This is a genomic window from Pseudomonas sp. NBRC 111143, assembly GCF_001320965.1.
Lineage (GTDB): Bacteria > Pseudomonadota > Gammaproteobacteria > Pseudomonadales > Pseudomonadaceae > Aquipseudomonas > Aquipseudomonas machongensis.
The window spans coordinates 39,481-59,225 of the sequence record NZ_BCBT01000004.1; the positions used below are offsets into that span (position 1 = coordinate 39,481).

16 protein-coding genes and 1 pseudogene are annotated in these 19,745 nt (G+C 64.4%); 10 read left to right on the forward strand and 7 right to left on the reverse strand.

Annotated features, from left to right (window positions below; all coding sequences use genetic code 11):
* Window positions 1-3: 3 nt before the first annotated feature.
* The 3 genes from mexE to APH44_RS03435 form a co-directional block, all read right to left on the reverse strand.
* Window positions 4-1,245, reverse strand: a complete 1,242-nt coding sequence (mexE, locus tag APH44_RS03425; protein ID WP_054891295.1) for a multidrug efflux RND transporter periplasmic adaptor subunit MexE — start codon at window positions 1,243-1,245, stop codon at window positions 4-6.
* 191 nt (window positions 1,246-1,436) lie between these two features.
* On the reverse strand, window positions 1,437-2,450 hold the full coding sequence (locus APH44_RS03430) for a zinc-binding alcohol dehydrogenase family protein (RefSeq protein WP_054891296.1): 1,014 nt from the start codon (window positions 2,448-2,450) through the stop codon (window positions 1,437-1,439).
* Between the two features lie 166 nt (window positions 2,451-2,616).
* Entirely contained in the window at window positions 2,617-3,135 is a 519-nt protein-coding gene (locus APH44_RS03435; RefSeq protein ID WP_054891297.1) for a carboxymuconolactone decarboxylase family protein, read from the reverse strand.
* Between the two features lie 124 nt (window positions 3,136-3,259).
* Between APH44_RS03435 and APH44_RS03440 the strand changes: the two genes are divergently transcribed.
* Window positions 3,260-4,078, forward strand: a complete 819-nt coding sequence (locus APH44_RS03440) for an AraC family transcriptional regulator (RefSeq protein ID WP_054891298.1) — start codon at window positions 3,260-3,262, stop codon at window positions 4,076-4,078.
* 81 nt (window positions 4,079-4,159) lie between these two features.
* Here the strand turns inward: APH44_RS03440 and APH44_RS03445 are convergent, their stop codons facing one another.
* Window positions 4,160-4,477, reverse strand: a complete 318-nt coding sequence (locus APH44_RS03445) for a DUF2388 domain-containing protein (protein ID WP_054891299.1) — start codon at window positions 4,475-4,477, stop codon at window positions 4,160-4,162.
* A gap of 268 nt (window positions 4,478-4,745) precedes the next feature.
* Between APH44_RS03445 and APH44_RS03450 the strand changes: the two genes are divergently transcribed.
* From APH44_RS03450 to APH44_RS03470, 5 genes are all read left to right on the forward strand, one after another.
* Window positions 4,746-6,098 carry an MFS transporter gene (locus tag APH44_RS03450; protein WP_065862813.1) on the forward strand — a complete coding sequence of 451 codons (1,353 nt, stop codon included), beginning with the start codon at window positions 4,746-4,748 and terminating at the stop codon, window positions 6,096-6,098.
* Window positions 6,099-6,120: 22 nt separating this feature from the next.
* Window positions 6,121-7,110, forward strand: coding sequence for a LysR family transcriptional regulator (locus APH44_RS03455; protein WP_054891300.1), 990 nt, complete (start codon window positions 6,121-6,123; stop codon window positions 7,108-7,110).
* Window positions 7,097-8,512, forward strand: a complete 1,416-nt coding sequence (locus tag APH44_RS03460; protein WP_054891301.1) for an aspartate ammonia-lyase — start codon at window positions 7,097-7,099, stop codon at window positions 8,510-8,512. The genes APH44_RS03455 and APH44_RS03460 overlap by 14 nt, the downstream gene beginning before the upstream one ends.
* 397 nt (window positions 8,513-8,909) lie before the next feature.
* Window positions 8,910-11,018, forward strand: a complete 2,109-nt coding sequence (locus tag APH44_RS03465) for a TonB-dependent receptor domain-containing protein (RefSeq protein ID WP_054891302.1) — start codon at window positions 8,910-8,912, stop codon at window positions 11,016-11,018.
* 16 nt (window positions 11,019-11,034) lie between these two features.
* A complete protein-coding gene (locus APH44_RS03470) occupies window positions 11,035-12,369 on the forward strand; it encodes an LLM class flavin-dependent oxidoreductase (RefSeq protein ID WP_054891303.1) in 1,335 nt (444 codons plus the stop codon).
* Between the two features lie 67 nt (window positions 12,370-12,436).
* Here APH44_RS03470 and APH44_RS03475 read toward each other — a convergent pair whose 3' ends face one another.
* On the reverse strand, window positions 12,437-13,372 hold the full coding sequence (locus APH44_RS03475; protein ID WP_054891304.1) for a LysR substrate-binding domain-containing protein: 936 nt from the start codon (window positions 13,370-13,372) through the stop codon (window positions 12,437-12,439).
* 146 nt (window positions 13,373-13,518) lie between these two features.
* Here APH44_RS03475 and APH44_RS03480 point away from each other — a divergent pair, with 146 nt between their 5' ends.
* The 4 genes and pseudogenes from APH44_RS03480 to APH44_RS03495 form a co-directional block, all read left to right on the forward strand.
* On the forward strand, window positions 13,519-14,895 hold the full coding sequence (locus tag APH44_RS03480) for an L-serine ammonia-lyase (RefSeq protein ID WP_054891305.1): 1,377 nt from the start codon (window positions 13,519-13,521) through the stop codon (window positions 14,893-14,895).
* Window positions 14,896-15,002: 107 nt separating this feature from the next.
* A complete protein-coding gene (locus APH44_RS03485) occupies window positions 15,003-16,310 on the forward strand; it encodes a serine/threonine transporter (RefSeq protein ID WP_054891306.1) in 1,308 nt (435 codons plus the stop codon).
* Window positions 16,311-16,437: 127 nt separating this feature from the next.
* Window positions 16,438-17,319: an alpha/beta fold hydrolase gene (locus tag APH44_RS03490; RefSeq protein WP_054891307.1), complete on the forward strand. Its 882-nt coding sequence runs from the start codon at window positions 16,438-16,440 to the stop codon at window positions 17,317-17,319.
* Between the two features lie 8 nt (window positions 17,320-17,327).
* Window positions 17,328-17,603, forward strand: a pseudogene (locus APH44_RS03495) (C4-dicarboxylate transporter DctA); the annotation flags it as partial.
* An 11-nt stretch (window positions 17,604-17,614) separates the two neighbouring features.
* Here APH44_RS03495 and APH44_RS03500 read toward each other — a convergent pair.
* On the reverse strand, window positions 17,615-18,292 hold the full coding sequence (locus APH44_RS03500; RefSeq protein ID WP_054891309.1) for a DUF3313 domain-containing protein: 678 nt from the start codon (window positions 18,290-18,292) through the stop codon (window positions 17,615-17,617).
* Window positions 18,293-18,437: 145 nt separating this feature from the next.
* The gene (locus APH44_RS03505; RefSeq protein ID WP_054891310.1) at window positions 18,438-19,733 is read right to left on the reverse strand and encodes an FAD-binding oxidoreductase; all 1,296 of its coding nucleotides are present in this window, start codon (window positions 19,731-19,733) and stop codon (window positions 18,438-18,440) included.
* Window positions 19,734-19,745 lie beyond the last annotated feature (12 nt).

The following is a 19,745-nucleotide window of genomic DNA, read 5'->3' on the forward strand; positions in this document are numbered from 1 at the left end:
CCCTTAACCGCGCGGTGCCTGGGCACTGGCGACTTTCACATTCGAACCTGCCACCGCCGGTGCCGGATTGCTGGCTTCCAGCGCCTGGCGCTGACGGGCGAGGGTAGCGAGGGTTTCTTCACTGGCCATCGGGGTTTCCTCCGGGGTGACCGGCGAGCCTGGGCGCACACGCTGCAGGCCCTTGACCACGATGCGGTCGTCCTTGCTCAGGCCGCTGCGCACGATACGCAGGCCTTCGAGCTTCGGACCCAGTTCCACCGCGCGGTAGGCGGCCTTGTTGTCCTTGTCCATGACCAGCACGAACTTCTTGCCAAGGTCGGTGCCGACCGCTTCGTCATTGATCAGCATGGCGTCGTACTTGGCGCTGCCGACCAGCTTGAGGCGGGCGTAGAGGCCTGGGGTGAACTGGCCATCGCGGTTGTCGAACACGGCGCGACCACGGATGGTGCCGGTGCGCGGGTTGACCTGGTTGTCGACGAAGTTCATCTGGCCCAGGTGCGGGTTGCCGGTCTCGTTGGTCAGGCCCAGGTACACCGGGGTGGTCTGGCCGCGCTGGCCCTGGCGGGCAAGCTGGGTGTACTTGAGGTACACGCGCTCGTCGGCGTCGAAGTAGGCGTAGACCTTGTCGGTGGAGACCACGCTGGTCAGCGGGGTGACGTCGGCGGTGACGATGTTGCCAGCGGTGAAGTCGGCACGGCTGACGCGGCCACTGATCGGCGAGGTGACGCGGGTGAAGCTCAGGTTCAGGCGGGCAAGGTCGAGCTGGGCCTGGATCGCATCCACCCCGGCGCGGGCCTCGGCGGCGGCGCTGGTGCGCGATTCGGCAAGCTCGGCGGAGATGGCGTTGCTGTCGCGCAGGCGCTCGCCACGGCGGGCTTCGTTGGCGCTGCGGATGGCGGTGGCCTTGGCCTGTTGCAATTGGGCTTCGAGGCGACGGACTTCAGCCTGGAACGGGCGCGGGTCGATCTGGAACAGCAGGTCGCCTTTCTTGACCTGAGCGCCTTCGGTGAAGGCCACCAGGTCGATCTGGCCGGAGACGCGCGGGCGGACTTCCACGGTTTCCGGGGCTTCCAGGCGTCCGGTGAACTCATCCCATTCGTTGATCGGCTGCTCGATCACCTTGGCCACGCTCACCTTGGGGGCGGCGGGAGCCTGCATGGCGTCGGGGGTTTTACCGCAAGCGCTGATCACCGCCACTGCCAGGGCAGCGAGGGGATAGCGCAGGGCCTTGAATGAATATTCCATGGAGAACTCCGCCACTGTATTGATAGTGGGCGGATCATGAGTGTGTTGCGTTACAGGAACGAATCGAATGGCGCGAAGGTCATTATCACGCGGAATGATATGTCGAGCCTGTTTATCGATGGCGACACATGTGGCAGTGGAGGGCAGCGGCGTTGCGACGTGCTCGCGACCCCCTCACCGCATGACTGAAATCAGTCCCCGAACCCCTCCAGCACGATCTTGCCCTTGGCCCGGCCACTTTCGATCAGCGCGTGGGCTCGGCGCAGGTTGGCGGCATTGATGGTGCCGAAATGCTCACCCAGCGTGGTCTTGAGCACACCATCGTCGATCAGCTTCGCCACCCGCTCCAGCAACTCGTGCTGCTTGATCATGTCGCTGGTCTGATAGAGCGAACGGGTGAACATCAGTTCCCAGTGCAGCGACAGCGACTTGCGCTTGAGCGGCACCACGTCGAGGCTGGCCGGATCGTCGATCAGCGCCAGCTTGCCCTGCGGGCGCAGCGCCGCGATCAGTTGCGCAAAGTGACTGTCGGTGTGGGTCAGGCTGATCACCAGGTCGACCTCGGGGTAGCCGATGGCGTTCAGTTGCTCGACCAGCGGCTGGCTGTGGTCGATCACATGGTGCGCGCCCTGCTCGCTCACCCACTGACGGGTTTCGGGGCGAGAGGCGGTGCCGATCACGGTGAGGCCGGTGAGCTGGCGTGCCAATTGAAGCAGGATCGAACCCACGCCACCGGCCGCGCCGATGATCAGCAAGCTCTGGCCGTGGCCTGCGTTTTCAACGACACCCAATCGGTCGAACAGCAATTCCCAGGCGGTGATCGAGGTCAGCGGCAATGCTGCGGCGCTGGCGTTGTCCAGGCTGCGTGGCTTGTGGCCGACGATGCGTTCGTCGACCAGGTGCAATTGGCTGTTGCTGCCGGGGCGATCGATGGCTCCGGCGTAATAGACCTGGTCACCGGGCTGGAACAGGGTGACTTCGGTGCCGATTTCACGGACGGTGCCGACCGCATCCCAACCCAGCACCCGCGGGGCCGTCTTGCCGGCGCCGGCGCGGATCTTGGTGTCGACCGGGTTGACTGAAATGGCCTGGACCTCCACCAGCAGGTCGCGTGGGCCTGGGGTGGGGCGGGGCAGTTCGCTGTCGAACAGGGCTTGGGCGCTGTCGATGGGCAGACCGTGTTCGGTGAAGACGATGGCTTTCATGGGGGTTCCTTGGGTATCGATGGGCGATGGGGATACCTTAGCTAACGCGGTTTGGCTGAAAAACATCGTTATGGAAGTTAGACTTTCGGCTTTTCTTTGAAAGTGTGCGCTGACAGAGCAGCCCCCTCGCGGCTTGTCCCGCGAGAGGGCTGCTGCTCTTGGCCGATCATGCGCCGCGTGGTGGGAAGTCCACTTCGGTCCGCGCCACATTGTTCAGGTAGTTGGTCAAGGTCAGCAGCGTCACCTGGGCAATCACATCGACGATCCGCGCATTGTCCAGCCCACCGGCGCGTACCTCGGCCAGCACACCGTCGGGCACCTGGCCGCGATTCAGCGTCACCGCGCGGGCAAGCACGGCTACCGGATTCAGGGTGCCGGCGCGTGCTGCCTGTATATCAGCCTCGCTCAGCCCCGACTTACCGCCGAAGAAGCTGTGCGCAGCCACGCAGTACTCACAACCATTGACCTGGGATGCCGCCAGGGCCACGACCTCGCGTTCGGCCGGGGTCAGGCTGTTCTTGCCCATGGCCTGGGCCAAGGCCATGTAGCCGTTGAGTGCGGCTGGGGAGTGGGCCATGGTGGCGAAGGCGTTGGGCAGGAAGCCCAGGCCTTTTTCCACGCCTTGCAGGGCTGGGCGGGCGGCTTCAGGGGCTTGTTCGATGGTCAGGGCGGCAATGCGAGTCATGGTGAATCTCCTGTCTGAGTGGGAGCTTGCTGTTCAAGCTTGGGTACAGATTACCCAGCAGGAATTGCCTTTCGGGTTCATATCGTCCAGCTTATGCGACTGATCGTCTAAATATGGATCTGCCATGGACCGCCTCGCCACGCTGCTCAACCATTTCGACTTCAACGCCTCGACGTTCCATCAGGGCGGCTTCTGCGGCCTCTCGCGTTTCGATGGCGAGCAGCGCAGTGGTCATGTGCATCTGCTGCGCGCCGGGCGCCTGCGCTTCAGAGGCCCGGCCGGGCACGAGCAGGTGCTGGAAGAACCCAGCCTGATTTTGCTGATACGTCCGCAGACCCACCAACTGCTGGCCAGCGAGTCGGACGATGCCGAACTGGTCTGCGCCACCTTGGCGTTCACCGGTGGCCCGGACAATCCGCTGACCCGTGCATTGCCGGACGCGCTGGTCAGCCCGCTGAGCGCCCTGACCGGGTTGCAGGCCAGCAGCGACTGGCTGTTCACCGAAGCCTTCGGCGATGATTGCGGACGCGAACTGGTGCTCAACCGGTTGTTCGAGCTGATGGTGATCCAGCTGTTGCGACAGTTGCTCGGCGATGGCCAGATGGCCTCGGGCATGTTGGCCGGGCTGGCCGACAAGCGCCTGTCGCGGGCGCTGGTGGCGATGCATGACGCCCCTGCGCACAACTGGAGCGTGGAGGCGCTGGCATCCTTGGCGGGGATGTCGCGGGCGAGCTTTGCCGCGCACTTTCGCGCGGTGGTGGGCAGTACCCCGGGGGATTACCTGGCAGATTGGCGCATCGGGCTTGCGCAGAAGCGTATCCGCGAGGGCAGGCCGCTGGCGCTGGTGGCGGATGAGGTGGGATACCAGAGCCCTTCGGCATTGGCGAGAGTGTTCAGGCGCAAGACTGGGGTGAGCCCTTCGCAGTGGCGTGGAGAAGCCTGAGACCACGGGTATCCTTTTCGCGGGCACGTCGCAGCTGTGAACCGCCGCTGCGACTTGCCCGCGAAATGAACACCACAGTCATCAATGATCCGCGACAACCTCATCCTGCGACAGCAGCGCCTTGGCCAGTTCTTCATCACTGGCCTGCAATCCTGGATGGCTCTGGCGTACCTGCTCCAGCGCCGACTCCACATACGCCCCGCGAATCGCACCGCCACTGGCCACGAACGCAGAAAGCTCGTCGCGCGCCGGAATGATCCGTTTGTCATCCTTGAATGTGGAGTAGAGCGAAGCAGAAACCCCTGCCGAGGTGGCCACATCGCCCGCGTCGACACGGGCCAGGGCGGACCCTGCGGGAATGCACAGCAGCAGTGCCGGAACAAGCAGTGAATAACGCATGATCAGTCCTCCAGAAGCATCACAGCCCAAGGGATCTCGTGCATGCAATTAAGAGGTGCGGCCATTGGCCAGAGTTCCCCCTGCGAGCAATTGCCAGACGAGCGACCGCATATCGGCCGCCTGACTTCATCAACAATTGCGGCTTACACTATCAGCATTCTTGATACTGTCAGTGCACCTGCTGTTTTGCTGAAGTTGTGACCGTAGACTTATTCGTAACCGGCCCTCCGAGCCGGCTCACAACTACAAGAAGCAAGTGGAGACACGAATGAGTAGCCAAGTTTCGTTCGAAGACCTCCCACTCAGCCGTTTTCATATCAAGACGGTGTTCAGTGGTACGGGCGGTCAATTCAGTGACGGATTCGTGCTAGGGATTATCGGCATCGCGGTCAGCATGGCAGCGGGGCCGTTGCAATTGAATGCGCTATGGATGGGTTTGCTCGGCGCGGCGTCACTGGCCGGTCTGTTTCTCGGCAGTTTGTTTGCAGGGCCCTTGGCCGATAAGTTCGGCAGGCGCCGTATCTTTGCCTGGGACATGTTGCTGTTCGCGGTTATTTCAGCTTCGCAGTTCTTCGTTACTTCTCCCGAGCAACTTCTGGCCCTGCGCCTGCTGCTCGGGCTGGTGCTGGGGTTCGACTATGTGGTGAGCAAGTCGCTGGTCACCGAGTTCGCCCCACGCCGTTATCGCGGGCGTTTACTGAGTGTACTGGCCGCCGCCTGGGCCGCAGGTTACGTCGCCGCGTACCTGGTGGGCTTCGCCATCCGTGATATCGGCCCGGACGCCTGGCGCCTGATGCTGGCCTTGAGCGGTGTGCCGGCCTTGTTGATCCTGCCGTTGCGCCTGGGTGTGCCGGAATCGCCGATCTGGCTGATGGCGCGCGGTCGCAGTGCAGAGGCGCTGGCCATCGTCCAGGCCAAGTTCGGTGCGCACGTGACCTTGCCCGTCGCGCCACCGGCAGCGGCGCAGCAACGCGGCAGCTTCAGCGAGCTGTTCAGCCGCCGCTGGCGCAAGAACACCCTGGTCGGTTGCGTGTTCTACACCTGCCAGGTGATTCCCTTCTTCGCCCTGGGCACCTTCTCGCCGCGTGTGCTCGAAGCATTGAACGTGCAGGACAAGTTCGTCGGCGGGCTGGTCTACAACGTGTTGCTGATGCTGGGCGCACTGTTCGGCCTGCTGATCATCGACCGCATTTCGCGCCGCAGCTTCCTGATCGGCACCTTCTACCTGAGCGCCGTGGGCCTGGCCGTACTGGCCTGGGCCAACTTCGGGGCGCTGGGCACCATTATTGCGTTCGGCTTCTTCGCGTGCGTGCTGGCGGCAGCGGTCAACCTGGAGTTCGTCTACCCGCCGGAGCTGTTCCCCACCCACCTGCGTGCTTCGGGCATCGGCCTGGCCGTGGCCGCCAGCCGCTTCGGCTCGGCGTTCGCCACCTTCCTGTTGCCGATCGCCGTGCAGCATCTGGGGGTGCATACGGCGCTGGGCGTGTGCGTCGGGGTGCTGCTGTTTGGCGGTGTGTTCTGCCACCTGTTCGCCCCGGAAACCAGCCAGGAGCGCCTGGCGGCGGTCACGCCGGAGGAGGGCGACGGCAAACCTGAAGAGCGGCCGTTGAACGCCCATTGATCACCCACACGGGAGCTTGAGCATGCCTGGCAACAGACTCATCGACATGTACGCGGTCCAGGTGTTCATCGCTGTGGCCGAGGAGGGCAGCATGTCCGGTGCGGCCAGTCGCATGGGCATCTCCCAATCCGGGGTATCGCAGCTGGTACGCCAGCTGGAGGACGATCTTGGCGTGGTGCTGGTGGACCGCACCACGCGGCCGCTGACCCTGACTACGTTCGGCCTGGCCCTGCGCAACCGAGGCGCGCTGCTCAGCGAGGAGCTGTCCAACCTCAAGGCGCAGGTGCTCGATGCCGGGCGCGGGGTCAAACCCGACCTGCGCATTGGCCTGGTCGATTCCTTCGCCGCTACCTGTGGCTCGATGTTCACCCGGCAGATGCTTGGCCAGGTCACGCAGTTGTCGGTGCGTACCGGCCTCAGCCCGCAGCAGGGCGAGTCGTTGCTGCGCCGCGACCTGGACCTGATCGTCACCAGCGATCCGCTGATGGACGCCAACGACGTGATCCGCTATCGCTTGTTCACCGAGCGCTATTTCGTGATTACGCCCAAGGCGCTGGGGCGAGCGCTGCACAGCCTCGACGATGTGCGGGCGCTGGCCAATGTGCTGCCGGTGGTGCGTTTCAATCGCCTGTCGCAGGTCGGCCTGCAGATCGAGCGGCACCTGCGCGGCCTCAATGTGCGGGTGCCCAACCGCCTGGAGCTGGACAACGCCGACGCCCTGACCGCGATGGTCGCCGAAGGCATCGGCTGGGCGGTGACCAGCCCGATGTGCTTTTTGCAGGCCATGCCCTGGGTCGACAACGTCACCGCGCACCTGACCCCTGAGCTGAGCCTGGAGCGCTCGCTCTACCTGGTGGCGCGGCGCAACGAATACGGCGCCTTCTTCGCAGATGCCTGCGAGTCGGCGCGTGCTGTCATCCTCGATGGCTTCCTGCCGCGCCTGGCGGCGCTGGGCAAGGGCGTCGAGGCATTAGTCAAATTCGATGAGGGAAATACCCGTGAGTACTTTTGATCGCCTCGATGCACGCGTCGAGCAGGATTATGTGGGCGAAGTGCGGATTGCTGCCGACAAGCTCTATGGCGTGAATTCGCTGCGCGGCTTCGACAACCTGAGCGTGTCGCCGCTGAGCATCGCCCATTACCCGGCCTTTCGCGATGCCTTTGCCCAGTGCAAGTGGGCCGCAGCGCTGGCCAACCATGAATGCGGGGTGATCGCCCAGGCCCAGGCCGACGCCATTGCCCAAGCCTGCCAGGCGGTGATCGCCGGTGCATGTGACGACTCGCTGATCGTCGATCTGCTGGAAGGCTCAGGCGGCACCTCGACCAACATGAACTTCAACGAAGTCATCGCCAACCGCGCCCAACAGTTCCTCGGCCATGCGCCAGGCAGCTACGAGGTGGTGCACCCCAATGACCACGTCAACATCTCGCAGTCCACCAACGACGTGTACCCGGCGGCGTTGAAGATCGCCACCCACGCCATGCTTGCCGGGCTGATCGAGCAGGTGCGCTTGCTGGCCCAGGTGTTCGATGCCAAGGCGCTGCAGTTCGCCGATATCCTTCACTTGGGCCGCACCTGCCTGCAGGACGCTCAGCCCATGCGCCTGGGGCAGTTGTTCGGGGGGTACGCCGCGCTGACTCACCGCCTGGCCGACGAACTGGTCGCCGTGCGTGAAAAGCTGCACACACTGCCTTTGGGCGGCACCGCTATCGGCACCGGTTTCGGCGCGCCGAAGGCTTACCGCGCGGCGGTCTACCGGCATCTGGTGACGATCACCGGTGTCGCCTACCAGGCGCCAGCCAACCCCTTCGATGCGATGCAGAACATGGATGTGTTCGGCCGCGTATCTGGTGAGCTGCGTACCTGCGCCGCCTCGCTGGCGAAAATCGCCGCCGACCTGACCAAGCTGTCGTCGGGGCCGGTGGGCGGCATGGGCGAGCTCAAGCTGCCCGAAGCCCAGGCCGGCTCCTCGATCATGCCCGGCAAGGTCAATCCGGTGCTGCCGATGGCGATGATCCAGCTGAGCTTCGCGATCATTGGCAACGATGTGGCAGTGGCTCAGGCAGTGCAGTACGGCGAGCTCGAGATCAACCATTTCGAGCCGGTGGTGGCCTCGCGGGTGTTCGACAGCATCACCTTGCTCACTCAGGGCATCCAGCGTTTTCGTGAGAAGTGCGTGGCCGGCATCCAGGCTGACGAAGCCCGCAACCTGGCGCATTTGACCGATTCGATGGCGGTGGCGACGGCCCTGGTGCCGCGCCTGGGTTATGCCCAGGTCAGCAAGCTGGCGCGTCAGTCGGTGCGTGAAGGGCGCTCGCTGCTGGCGATCCTGGCCGAGTCCGGTGTGATGACCGAGGCGCAGGCCATGGCAGCGATCGAGCAGGCGTCGTATCCGGTGTTCGAGCAGCGTTGATTGATGAACCCGCCCCTGCAGACAGGTCACCACCTGCTGCAGGGGCGGCGGTTTGGCGCCTCGACTGCCCGCGAAAGCGCCGGAACGCCCAATACAGCGCGCGAAGGATTGAACGTTGTGTGTTCCCAGAGAACTTCTGTTGACCGGTTGTTGAGTTTCGAACAGCGGTCGTTATATCGAAATACCCGAATCACAGCTGAAGTTCCTGGTGTGGCCTTGAACTGTTGTTTATTGAACAGTGGGTTGCACAAATAGCCTGTCCTCCAACACGTGAATCGCTGAAATAGTATATTCAGTGCCTTGGCACAACAACTGCAATAACCCCATTTGAATGCCCGACCGTACTTCGTGAACAACAGCGAAACACGGCCTTATATATAAATGGGGAGTATCAGTAGTGCGTGCGAAAGTTCGATTTTCCACTCAGCCGCGTTTCAGTCTGGTGACCGCCGCCAGCCTGCCGTTGTTACTGGCTGCCTTCAGCCCGGCAACGCTGGCCGCCGAGGAATCCACCTTGGGCACGGTGACGGTCACCGGCGCCGCGGCAACCGGCGCCCAGCAGGACCAGAAGCGCCTGCACAAGGTTGCTGGCAATACGGCGGTGGTCGACAACCGCAAAGTCGAGCAGGGCCGTGCGGCCAACGCCGAGGACGTACTGGCGCTGCAGCCCGGTGTGTTCGCCCAGGGCACCAGCGGCACGGCTGCGAACAAGATCTCGATCCGCGGCTCGGGGCTCAACACCTTCTACCAAGGCTATGTACTGGGCACCAAGTTTCTCTTCGACGGCCTGCCGATCACCGGCCCCGGTGGCACCCAGGAAGACTTCCTCGACATGCAGGCGGTGGATCACACCGAGGTGCTCTACGGCGCCAACGCTTACGAGTACGGCGCGTTGGCACTGGGCGGGGCGATCAACATGGTCAGCAAGACCGGCCGTACCGACCCTGGCAACTATGCACGCTTCGAGGTCGGCAGCTATGGCTACCGCAAGCAGCAGCTGAGCACGGGCGGTGTGGTGGGCGACAGCGACTACTACATCAACGTGCTGCACAACGAGCGCGACGGTTACCAGGATCACGCCAGTAACGAAGGTCGCGGCATAGCCGCCAACTTCGGCCACGTGTTCAGCCCCAAGCTGCAGACCCGCATGTTCTTCAAGTACCGCGAAGAGCAGTTGATCAACGGCAACACCCTGACCCGCGCACAGCTCAAGCATGACCCGCGCAGCAACCTGGTGCCCACCGGGCGGCGCAAGGACGGCACCACTTTCATCGGCAACAAGACCACCTACACCTTCGACGATGGCGCCAGGCTCGAAGTCGGCGCGTCGTACAACAACTACCCGCTGCTCAATGGCTGGCGCTATGCCCTGGCGCCGCAGGATTGGCGCTCGAAGGATATCAACCTGACCCTGCGCTACCTGCGTACCGGCGACACCTTCCTCGGGCTGCCCAGTGACAGCAGCGTGATCTTCAGCAACACCCGCGCCTACCTGGCCGATGTCAAGGCGCACAGCCGCGCCACCGGGCTCAAGACCCAGGAAACCAACTACACCGGCTCGCGCGATACCGTGCTGACACTGGCCAACGAGCTGCAACTGGCCGATGACCTGTGGTTGTCGTCGGGGCTGTCGTTCGTCAACATCCGTCGCAAGGGCGAGATCGAGGCGAGTACCCTGACCGCGGCCAACCCCAGCAACTTCCCCACCCGCGTCGAATACGTCGAGAACGACCTGGCGCCGCGGCTGGGACTGCGCTACCAGATCAATCCCGAATTCCAGCTGTTCAGCAACGTCAGCCGCAGCATCGACCCGCCGGTGACCTGGCAATTGGGCAGCACCAGCAATCCATTCCTCTACGATGTCCGGCCGCAGAAGGCCACGACCTTCGAGGTGGGGGTACGCGGCAGCCATGGGATCTTCGATGGCAGCCTGACCCTGTACCGCTCCTGGGTGCAGAAAGAGCTGTTGACCGTGGTCGTGCAACAGGCAACCGCCACCCAGGACCAGCTCACGGCCACCTCCAATGCCAGCCCGACCCTTCATCAAGGCATCGAAGCGGGGCTCAATGCCTTGCTGTGGACCGGTGCCAACGGCGACACCCTCGACCTGCGCCAGGCCTACACCCTCAACGACTTCAAGTACCGCCACGACGAACGCTTCGGCGACAACCAACTGCCCGGCCTGCCGCGTCAGGTCTACCAGGCCGAGCTCGCCTATCGCCAGGCAAGCGGGTTCTACGCCTCGCTCAATCTGCGTGCCGCGTCCAGCTACTACATCGACTACGCCAACACCTGGCAGACGCCGTCGTACCTGCTGTGGGGCGCCAAGTTCGGCTACCAGGCGCCGAGCCGCAAGTGGGAGGTGTTCGCCGACCTGCGCAACCTCACCAACCAGCGCTATGCCAGCGCCACCAACACCGCCTATGACGCGGGCGGGCGCGACTCTGCGAATTTCTACCCAGGGGACGCGTTCAACGTGACCACTGGCGTTGCCTTCCGATTCTGAGTGCGGGGAGAGCCTCATGAGCACAGATCAAGCGCAGATGAGCCTGGGCATGAACATCCTCGGGTTCGGCGCCCATGCTGCGGCCTGGCGCCAGGGCGAGGCGGCCATCGACGCGTATGTCGATGTCGCCTACTACCGTGATATCGCCCGGCTTTCGGAAAAGGGCTGCCTGGATGCGATCTTTCTCGCTGATGGCCCGGCACTGCCCGGCGATGTCGCCAGCCAGCCGGGCGGGCGGCTGGAGCCGACCCTGCTGCTGACCGCCGTGGCCGCTGCCACCGAGCGCATTGGGGTGATCGCCACCTGTTCGAGCACCTACAACGAACCGTTCAACCTGGCCCGGCGCATCGCCTCTCTGGACCACATCAGTGGTGGGCGCGCCGCATGGAACGTGGTCACCAACGCCAGCGACGCGGCCGCGCAGAATTTTGGCCTGGCGGGTGCGCCGCTGCATGTCGATCGCTATGGCCGCGCCGAGGAATTTCTCGAGGTGACGCTCAAGCTGTGGGACAGCTGGGAAGAGGATGCAGTGATCGGGGACCGGGCAGGGGGGCGCTTCGCCGAACCGGACAAGGTCCATACCGTCGACTTCAAGGGCCGGCACTTTCAGGTCAAGGGTCCGCTGAACCTGCCGCGCTCGCCCCAGGGGCGTCCGGTCCTGGTCCAGGCCGGTTCTTCCGAAGGCGGCAAGGCGCTGGGGTCGCGCTATGCCGATGCGATCTTCACCACCCAGACCACCTTACCTGACGGGCAGGCCTTCTACCGGGAGATGAAAGCCCGCGCCAAGGCCTGGGGGCGAGACCCGAGGCACCTGAAGATCATGCCCGGCCTGTCGACGGTGATCGGCAGCACCGAGGCTGAGGCCCATGCGCGTTTCGACGAGCTCAACGCCTGGCATGGCGAGCATGGCCTGTTGCAGCAAGTGGCCGGACGCATCGGTATCGATGCGCGCGAGCTGGACCCGGATGCGCCCTTGCCCTGGGCCAGGATCGGCCCGGTGGCTGCGTTCGAGCAGGGTTCCCATGGCTTTCTCGAGGCACAACTGAACCTGGCCCGGCGCGAAAACCTGACCATTCGCCAGTTGTCGCGACGCATACTGGTGGGTCACCGGCTGGCAGTCGGTACGCCCGAGCACGTTGCCGACACCCTGGCCGAGTGGTTCCTGGCCGGGGCGGGAGATGGCTTCAACATCATGCCTGACATGTTTCCTTCAGGCGCGCGGGTGTTCGTCGAGGAAGTGGTGCCGTTGCTGCAGCGGCGCGGGTTGTTTCGGCGCGAATACCAGGGCAGCACGCTGCGCGAGCACCTTGGCCTGCCCAAGGCGGTGAACCAGTACGCGCTGCGCAGGTGATCCCCGATAAAGGGGGGGGCGCAGTGGGGAAGCGCCCCCACTGCGACGCTTGTGAACTTCCAAGGTATTACATCAGCGGATGCAGGGCCCGGAAGGTCTGCGCTTCTTCCACCAGCCAATCGTGCACCGCGCGGGCGCCGGGTTGGGTCAGGCCGCCGGGGGGATAGAGCAACACATAGCGTTTGTGATTGGGGATCGACACCCCGAAAGGCACGATCAGGGTGCCGCGTTCCAGTTCATCGTTGAGCAAGGTACGGCGCGCAATCGCGACGCCGATACCAGCAATCGCCGCCTCGATGGTCAGGTGATTGCGGTTGAAGGTGTGGCCGCGGCGCACGTTCAGGCCACCCGCGCCGATGCCCTCCAGGTAGAACTCCCACTCTGCGTATTCCGAACTGCCGCGCCAGGCCGTGATGTCGTGCAGCAGCGGGTAGTGGACCAGGTCGGCTGGGCCGTGTAGCGGCGGGCGGCCGCGCAGCAGAGCGGGGGAGCAGACCGGAAAGATCTGCTCGTCCAGCAGCGGCGTCGAGAGCATTCCGGGGTAGCTGCCGTCATTGAGGTCGATCGCCAGGTCGAAGTCGCCGTCATGCAGGGCTTGCTTGCTGTCTTCGGCCACCAGGCGCAGCTCGATGTCCGGGTAGCGCTGCTGGAAGCGAGGCAGGCGCGGGGTCAGCCATTTGGCGAGGAACGAAGGGATCGAGCGCAGGCGCAAGGTGCCGCGAATTTCACCCGCGTCCAGGCGCAGCAATTCGGCTTCGATGCTGCCATAGGCCTCGGCGACAGTCTGCGCCAGGCGCTGCCCCTCGGCGGTCAGCTCCACACCACGGGCGCGGCGCAGGAACAGGGCGAAGCCCAGGCGCTCTTCAAGCTGGCGCATCTGCTGGCTGACCGCCCCGGGGGTGATGTGCAGTTCTTCGGCACAGCGGGTGAACGACAGATGCCGTGCCGCACAGGAGAACACATGCAGCCAGACGAATACCTGACCGTTGAGTTGCCCTTTCATTGTTTAGTCCTGCTAAAGGCTTGCTTAGGAATTTTCGTTGGTCATCGCCAGGCGAGCGCGGCAGTATCGCGCAAATTCGCAGCACCCATCAATTTTTCCGGAGGGCCGCGCAGCGGCAAACAACGTCGCAGCGGTCAGGCATTAGCATGGCTATCAGTGTTTTCGACCTCTTCAAGATCGGCATCGGGCCGTCCAGCTCCCACACCGTGGGGCCCATGCGTGCCGCCGCCACCTTTGCCCAACGGCTGCGCGAACATGGCCTGCTGGCCCAGGTGCAGCGGGTGGAGGTGCGCCTGTATGGCTCGCTGTCGGCCACCGGCATCGGTCACGCCACCGACCGCGCCTGCCTGCTGGGCCTGATGGGCGAGTGGCCGGACCGCATCGACCCGCACAGCATCGAGCCGCGCATCGACCAGTTGATGCAGGAGCAGTTCCTGATGCTCGATGGCTCGCATCCGGTGGCGTTCCAGTACAGCCGCGACATGCGCCTGCTCGACGAGAGCCTGGACTACCACCCCAACGCCATGAGCCTGGAAGCACTGGGCGGGCAGGGCAGCCTGCTGACCCAGACCTACTACTCCGTTGGCGGCGGCTTCATCATCGAGCAGGCCGAAATCGATGCGCCGGCCAGTGCCGACGTGCACGTCGAGCTGCCGTACGAGTTTTCCTCAGGCGCCGAGCTGCTGGCGCTGTGCAAGACCCATGGCTTGACCGTTGGCCAGTTGATGATGGCCAACGAGCGCGCCTGGCGCAGCGAACACGAGATCCGCAGCGGCCTGCTGGGCATCTGGGCCGCCATGCGCGAATGCGTCGATAACGGCCTGCGCAACGAAGGCATCCTGCCGGGCGGGCTCAAGGTCAAGCGCCGCGCTGCGCGCCTGCACCGCAGCCTTCAGGAGTTGGGCAAGCCCAACGTGATCGGCTCGACCCTGAGCGCGATGGAGTGGGTCAACCTGTTCGCGCTGGCGGTCAACGAAGAGAACGCCGCTGGCGGGCGCATGGTCACGGCACCGACCAATGGCGCGGCCGGCATCATCCCGGCGGTGCTGCACTACTACATGAAGTTCAACCCCGCGGCCTGCGACGACGACGTGGTGGCGTTCCTGCTGGCCGCTGCGGCGGTCGGCATCCTGTGCAAGAAAAACGCATCGATCTCCGGCGCCGAAGTGGGTTGCCAGGGTGAGGTCGGTTCGGCCTGCTCCATGGCCGCTGCAGGCCTTGCCGAAGTGCTCGGCGCCACCCCGCCGCAACTGGAAAACGCCGCTGAAATCGCCCTGGAGCACAACCTCGGCCTGACCTGCGATCCGGTCGGCGGTCTGGTCCAGGTGCCGTGCATCGAGCGCAACGCCATCGCCGCCGTGAAGGCGATCAATGCCGTGCAGATGGCCTTGCGGGGTGATGGCGAGCATTTCATCTCCCTCGACCGGGTGATCCGCACCATGCGCGACACCGGCGCGGACATGCACGCCAACTACAAGGAAACCTCCCGCGGCGGCCTGGCCGTTGCCTTTGTCGAGTGCTGAGTTCGCGGGTTCAAACCCGCTGCTGTAGGCATTCGACTCAACAAGCCTGAATCGATTTGCAACACCCGCTGCACCGAGCAACAAAAACAACTACAAAGGCGAAACCCATGACTGATGTACACAACACCACGACCGTTCGTGCGGATTCGGCTGCGCCGGCTTCGACCACAGCCACGCGCAGCTGGAACCGCCACGACACCACCTGGGCCCTGGGCCTTTACGGCACTGCCATCGGTGCCGGTACCCTGTTCCTGCCGATCAACGCCGGCGTAGGGGGCTTCTGGCCGCTGCTGATCCTCGCGCTGCTGGCCTTCCCGATGACCTTCTATGCGCACCGTGCGCTGACCCGCTTCGTGCTTTCCGGGCGCCGTGGCGGCAACGAAGACATCACCGAGGTGGTCGAGGAGCATTTCGGCGTGGGTGCCGGCAAGCTCATCACCTTGCTCTACTTCCTGGCGATCTTCCCCATCCTGCTGGTCTACAGCGTGGCCCTGACCAACACCCTGACCAGCTTCCTCGAGCACCAACTGCATGTGACCGCGCCGCCGCGTGCGCTGTTGTCGCTGCTGTTGATCGCCGGCCTGATGGTGGTGGTGCGTTGCGGCCAGCAGATCATCGTCAAAGTCATGAGCGTGCTGGTCTACCCCTTCGTCGCCTCGCTCCTGCTGCTGGCCGTGAGCCTGATCCCCAACTGGAACGGCGCCTTCTTCGCCCAGGCCAGCGAAGGCCTGAGCACCTCCAAGCTGCTGCTGACCCTGTGGCTGGCGATTCCGGTGATGGTGTTCTCGTTCAACCACTCGCCGATCATCTCGGCCTTCGCCGTTGACCAGAAGCATCGCTACGGCGCCGATGCCGACCGCAAGAGCGGCCGTACCCTGGCCAGCGCCCACGTGATGATGGTGCTGACGGTGATGTTCTTCTGCTTCAGTTGCGTACTGGCCCTGAGCCCTGCCGACCTGGCAGCGGCCAAGGTGCAGAACATCTCGATCCTGTCGTACCTGGCCAACCACTTCCAGACGCCGGTCATCGCCTTCGTCGCACCCCTGATTGCCCTGGTGGCGATCACCAAGTCGTTCCTGGGTCATTACATCGGTGCCAGCGAAGGCTTCCAGGGCATGATCGTCAAGAGCCTGCGCAGCCGCGGTAAAAGCTGGTCGGCCAAACGCCTGGAGCGGGTGACCGCGCTGTTCATGGTGCTGGGCTGCTGGATCGTGGCGACCCTCAATCCGAGCATCCTCGGCCTGATCGAAAGCCTCGGTGGCCCAGTGCTGGCGTGCCTGCTGTTCCTGATGCCGATGTATGCCGTGCGCAAGGTGCCTTCGCTGCGCAAGTATTCGGGCGCGCTGTCGAACGTGTTCGTCGTGCTGGTGGGGTTGATCACCTTGTCTGCGATTTTCTACGGCTTCTTTGCCTGAGGCCATGCTTCACGATTCGTGTTGCTTCGCTCTGCATTTGTGTTCTTGATGCCTTCGGTGCCGCAGCTATGCTCGGCACCTGAAGGGTCGCCTTGCGACCTGAGTGCACACGAACGGAGTGATTGGCATGTTCCAGGGTTTCAAGAAAGCCTTCCAGCACGTCGAAGGTATCGAGATCGCCTACCGTATCGGCGGCAAGGGGCCGGCGTTGCTGCTGTTGCACGGCCACCCTCAGACCCATGTGATCTGGCACAAGGTGGCCGAAAAGCTGGCCGAGCAGTTCACTGTGGTCGCTGCCGACCTGCGCGGTTACGGCGATTCGGCCAAGCCTGAGGCCGACGACCGGCATGAGGCGTATTCCAAGCGCCGCATGGCCGCAGATATGGTCGGGCTCATGCATGCCCTGGGGTTCGAGCAATTCGCCCTGATGGCCCACGACCGCGGCGCGCGGGTCGCGCACCGCCTGGCGCTCGACCATCCCCAGCGCCTGTCCCGCCTGGTGCTGCTGGACATCGCGCCAACCCTGACAATGTATCGCCAGACCAACGAAGCCTTCGCCCGTGCCTACTGGCACTGGTTCTTCCTCATTCGCCCGGCGCCACTGCCTGAAACCCTCATCGAAGCCAACCCGGAAGGCTACCTGCGCAGTGTCATGGGCGGACGCAGTGCCGGCCTTGCGCCTTTCACCGACGAGGCGTTCGCCGAGTACCGTCGTTGCCTGTCGCTACCGGGCGCAGCGCGTGGCGTGTGCGAAGACTATCGGGCGGCTGCAGGCATCGACCTGGAGCATGACCAGGCCGATATCGATGCCGGGAACACGCTCAAGACCCCGCTGCTGGTGATGTGGGGTCGTGACGGCGTCATCGGCAAGTGCTTCGAACCGCTCAAGGAATGGCGCGCCTGTGCCGAGGACGTGCGCGGCAGCGAGTTGCCCTGTGGTCACTACATTCCTGAAGAAGCCCCGCAAGCCTTGCTCGAGCACGCCCTGCCGTTCCTGCTGCACGCCTGATACGGCCTGTCGGCGCGGGTTTCGTTGCGCTGGCCGCAAGCCTTGCGGTGGTGCCGGCCGTACCGGTCGCGGCAATGGTGCTGATCCTGGGCGGCGACCGCTTCATGGCCGAATGCCGGTCGCTGACCAACATCATCGGCAATGCGGTCGCGCCCCTGGCTGTTGCAGCCTGGGAGGGCGAGCTCGACAGGGACCGGCTGGCGGTGATCAGCCGCAGCCCGGGCGCGGTTGCCACCGCCCAGACCACGACTGAAACCTCGGGCATGCCTGTGGCGAAAGACTGATCCGACGCCGTTTACTGGCCCTTCTTGCGCAGTTCCACGACGCTACGACGCATGTCGCTGGCCCAGCCATCGAGCACCGGCTTGACGTTCTCCAGCTTGAGCTGTGCGGTGTCGTTCTCCAGCGCCTCGCCGGTGCCCTTGCGCACCACCTGGGCCAGCACCTTCTGGTTGGCGCCGTCGAGGAAGGCCGCCTCCACGGCGATGTCCACTTCCTGGTCACGACCACCGGCCGCAGTGTTCACCGCTGCGGCCACCAGGGCGATGGGCACCACTTCATAGGGCTTGAGCCCCTCGGTCTTGGTTGACACCGCGGTGATCGCCGGGCGTACCACGATCGTTCCCGGGCCTGGAGCGCTGACCACCGTCAGCACGCTGCCCAGTTCCCTGCGCATGGCGTCGTCGAAGTAGCGGGTGATCGCTTGCAGGGTCTGCGCCGAGATCACCGCTGTGGGTTGTGGTCTGGGGTAGAACTGGCTGGGCTCGATATAGACCTGTCGATACTGGCTGGCCTTGATCCCGGGGTCGATCCAGCGCATTACCGGTGCCCCGGAAGCACTTTCCGCCGGCTTGAGCCGGCTGTAGTCCTTGAGAAACCCGGAATACTGGCTCGGATCGACGCGGTTGCTGGAACAGGCGGCCAGGGCAAGCACGGCAGCGCACAGCAGGGTGGCGCGAGGCAGCGGTTTCATGATCGGTAGCGTCCATTGAGGGGGAGGCCAGATCAACGCTAGCAGGTGCTTGGCGATTGGCCAGTTTGCAGATGGGTTGGTAGGCGTCCTTGGTTCTGTGATGTGAATTCCCACATGAAATCAGGGCCTGCAAACCATCCTTTAATCATCCCAGCACCTCCCGCACGCGATACCACAACATCCCCAGGGCCAGCAGCGGCGAGCGCAGGGCCTTGCCGCCGGGGAAGGTCAGGTGCGGTACGGCACTGAAGATATCCAGGCCCTGGCTGTGGCCGACGGCGATGGCCTCGGCCAACAGCTTGGCGGTCCAGTGGGTCACGTTCAGGCCATGCCCGGAGTAACCCTGGGCGTAATACACGTTCGGATGCTGGCTCAGGCGGCCGACCTGGGGGAAGCGGTTGGCGGTGATGCCGATCATGCCGCCCCACTGGAAGTCGATGCGCACATCGGCCAGTTGCGGGAACACCTTCAGCACTTTCGGGCGCATGTAGGCGGCGATGTCCTTCGGGTCGCGACCGGAGTAGTGGCAGGCGCCACCGAACAGCAGGCGGCGGTCGGCGGTCAGGCGGTAGTAGTCAAGGCCGACCTTCTGGTCGCACAGCGCCATGTTCTGCGGAATCAGGCTGCGCGCCAGAGCCTCGGGCAACGGTTCGGTCGCCACCACGTAGCTGCCGGCGGGCAGCACCTTGCCGGTCAAGCGCGGCTCCAGCTCGTCCAGGTGCGCATTGCACCCCAGCACCAGGCTCTTGGCCCGTACCTTGCCGCGTGCGCAGTGCAGGGTGACGGTGGGCCCGTGTTCGATGCGTTGCACAGCGCTCTGCTCGAAGATTCGCACGCCAAGGCTGCTGGCGGCGCGGGCCTCGCCCTGTACCAGGTCCAGTGGGTGCAGGTGGCCGGAGCCCATGTCCACCAGACCGCCGGCGTACTGGTCGCTGGCGACGATGTCGTGGATGCGCGCTGGGGCGACCAGCCGGGTTTCATGGCGATAGCCCAGTTCGGCCAGGTCCTGCAGTTCGTCGTTGAACGCCGCAAACTGCGCCGGGGTGTTGGCCAGCTCGCAGAAGCCCCAGCGCAGGTCGCACTCGATGCCGTATTGCTCGATGCGCCTGGCCACCAGCTCGACCGAGTCCAGCCCTGCCTGCTTGAGGTAACGCACGCCGTCCTGGCCCACGTAGCGAGCAAAGCCCGAGACGTCATGGCCGATACCGCGGATCAGTTGCCCGCCATTGCGCCCACTGGCGCCCCAGCCGATGCGGCGGGCCTCCAGGAGAATCACCGACAGGCCACGCTCGGCCAGCTCCAGCGCGGTGTTGACGCCAGTCAGGCCGCCGCCGACCACGCACACGTCGGCGCTCAACTCGCCTTCGAGTTCGGGGTAGGGCGCCGTGGCACGGGCCGTGGCGGCGTAGTAGGAGGCGGTGTGTTCGGTTTGATGAGGCATTGGAAACACTCG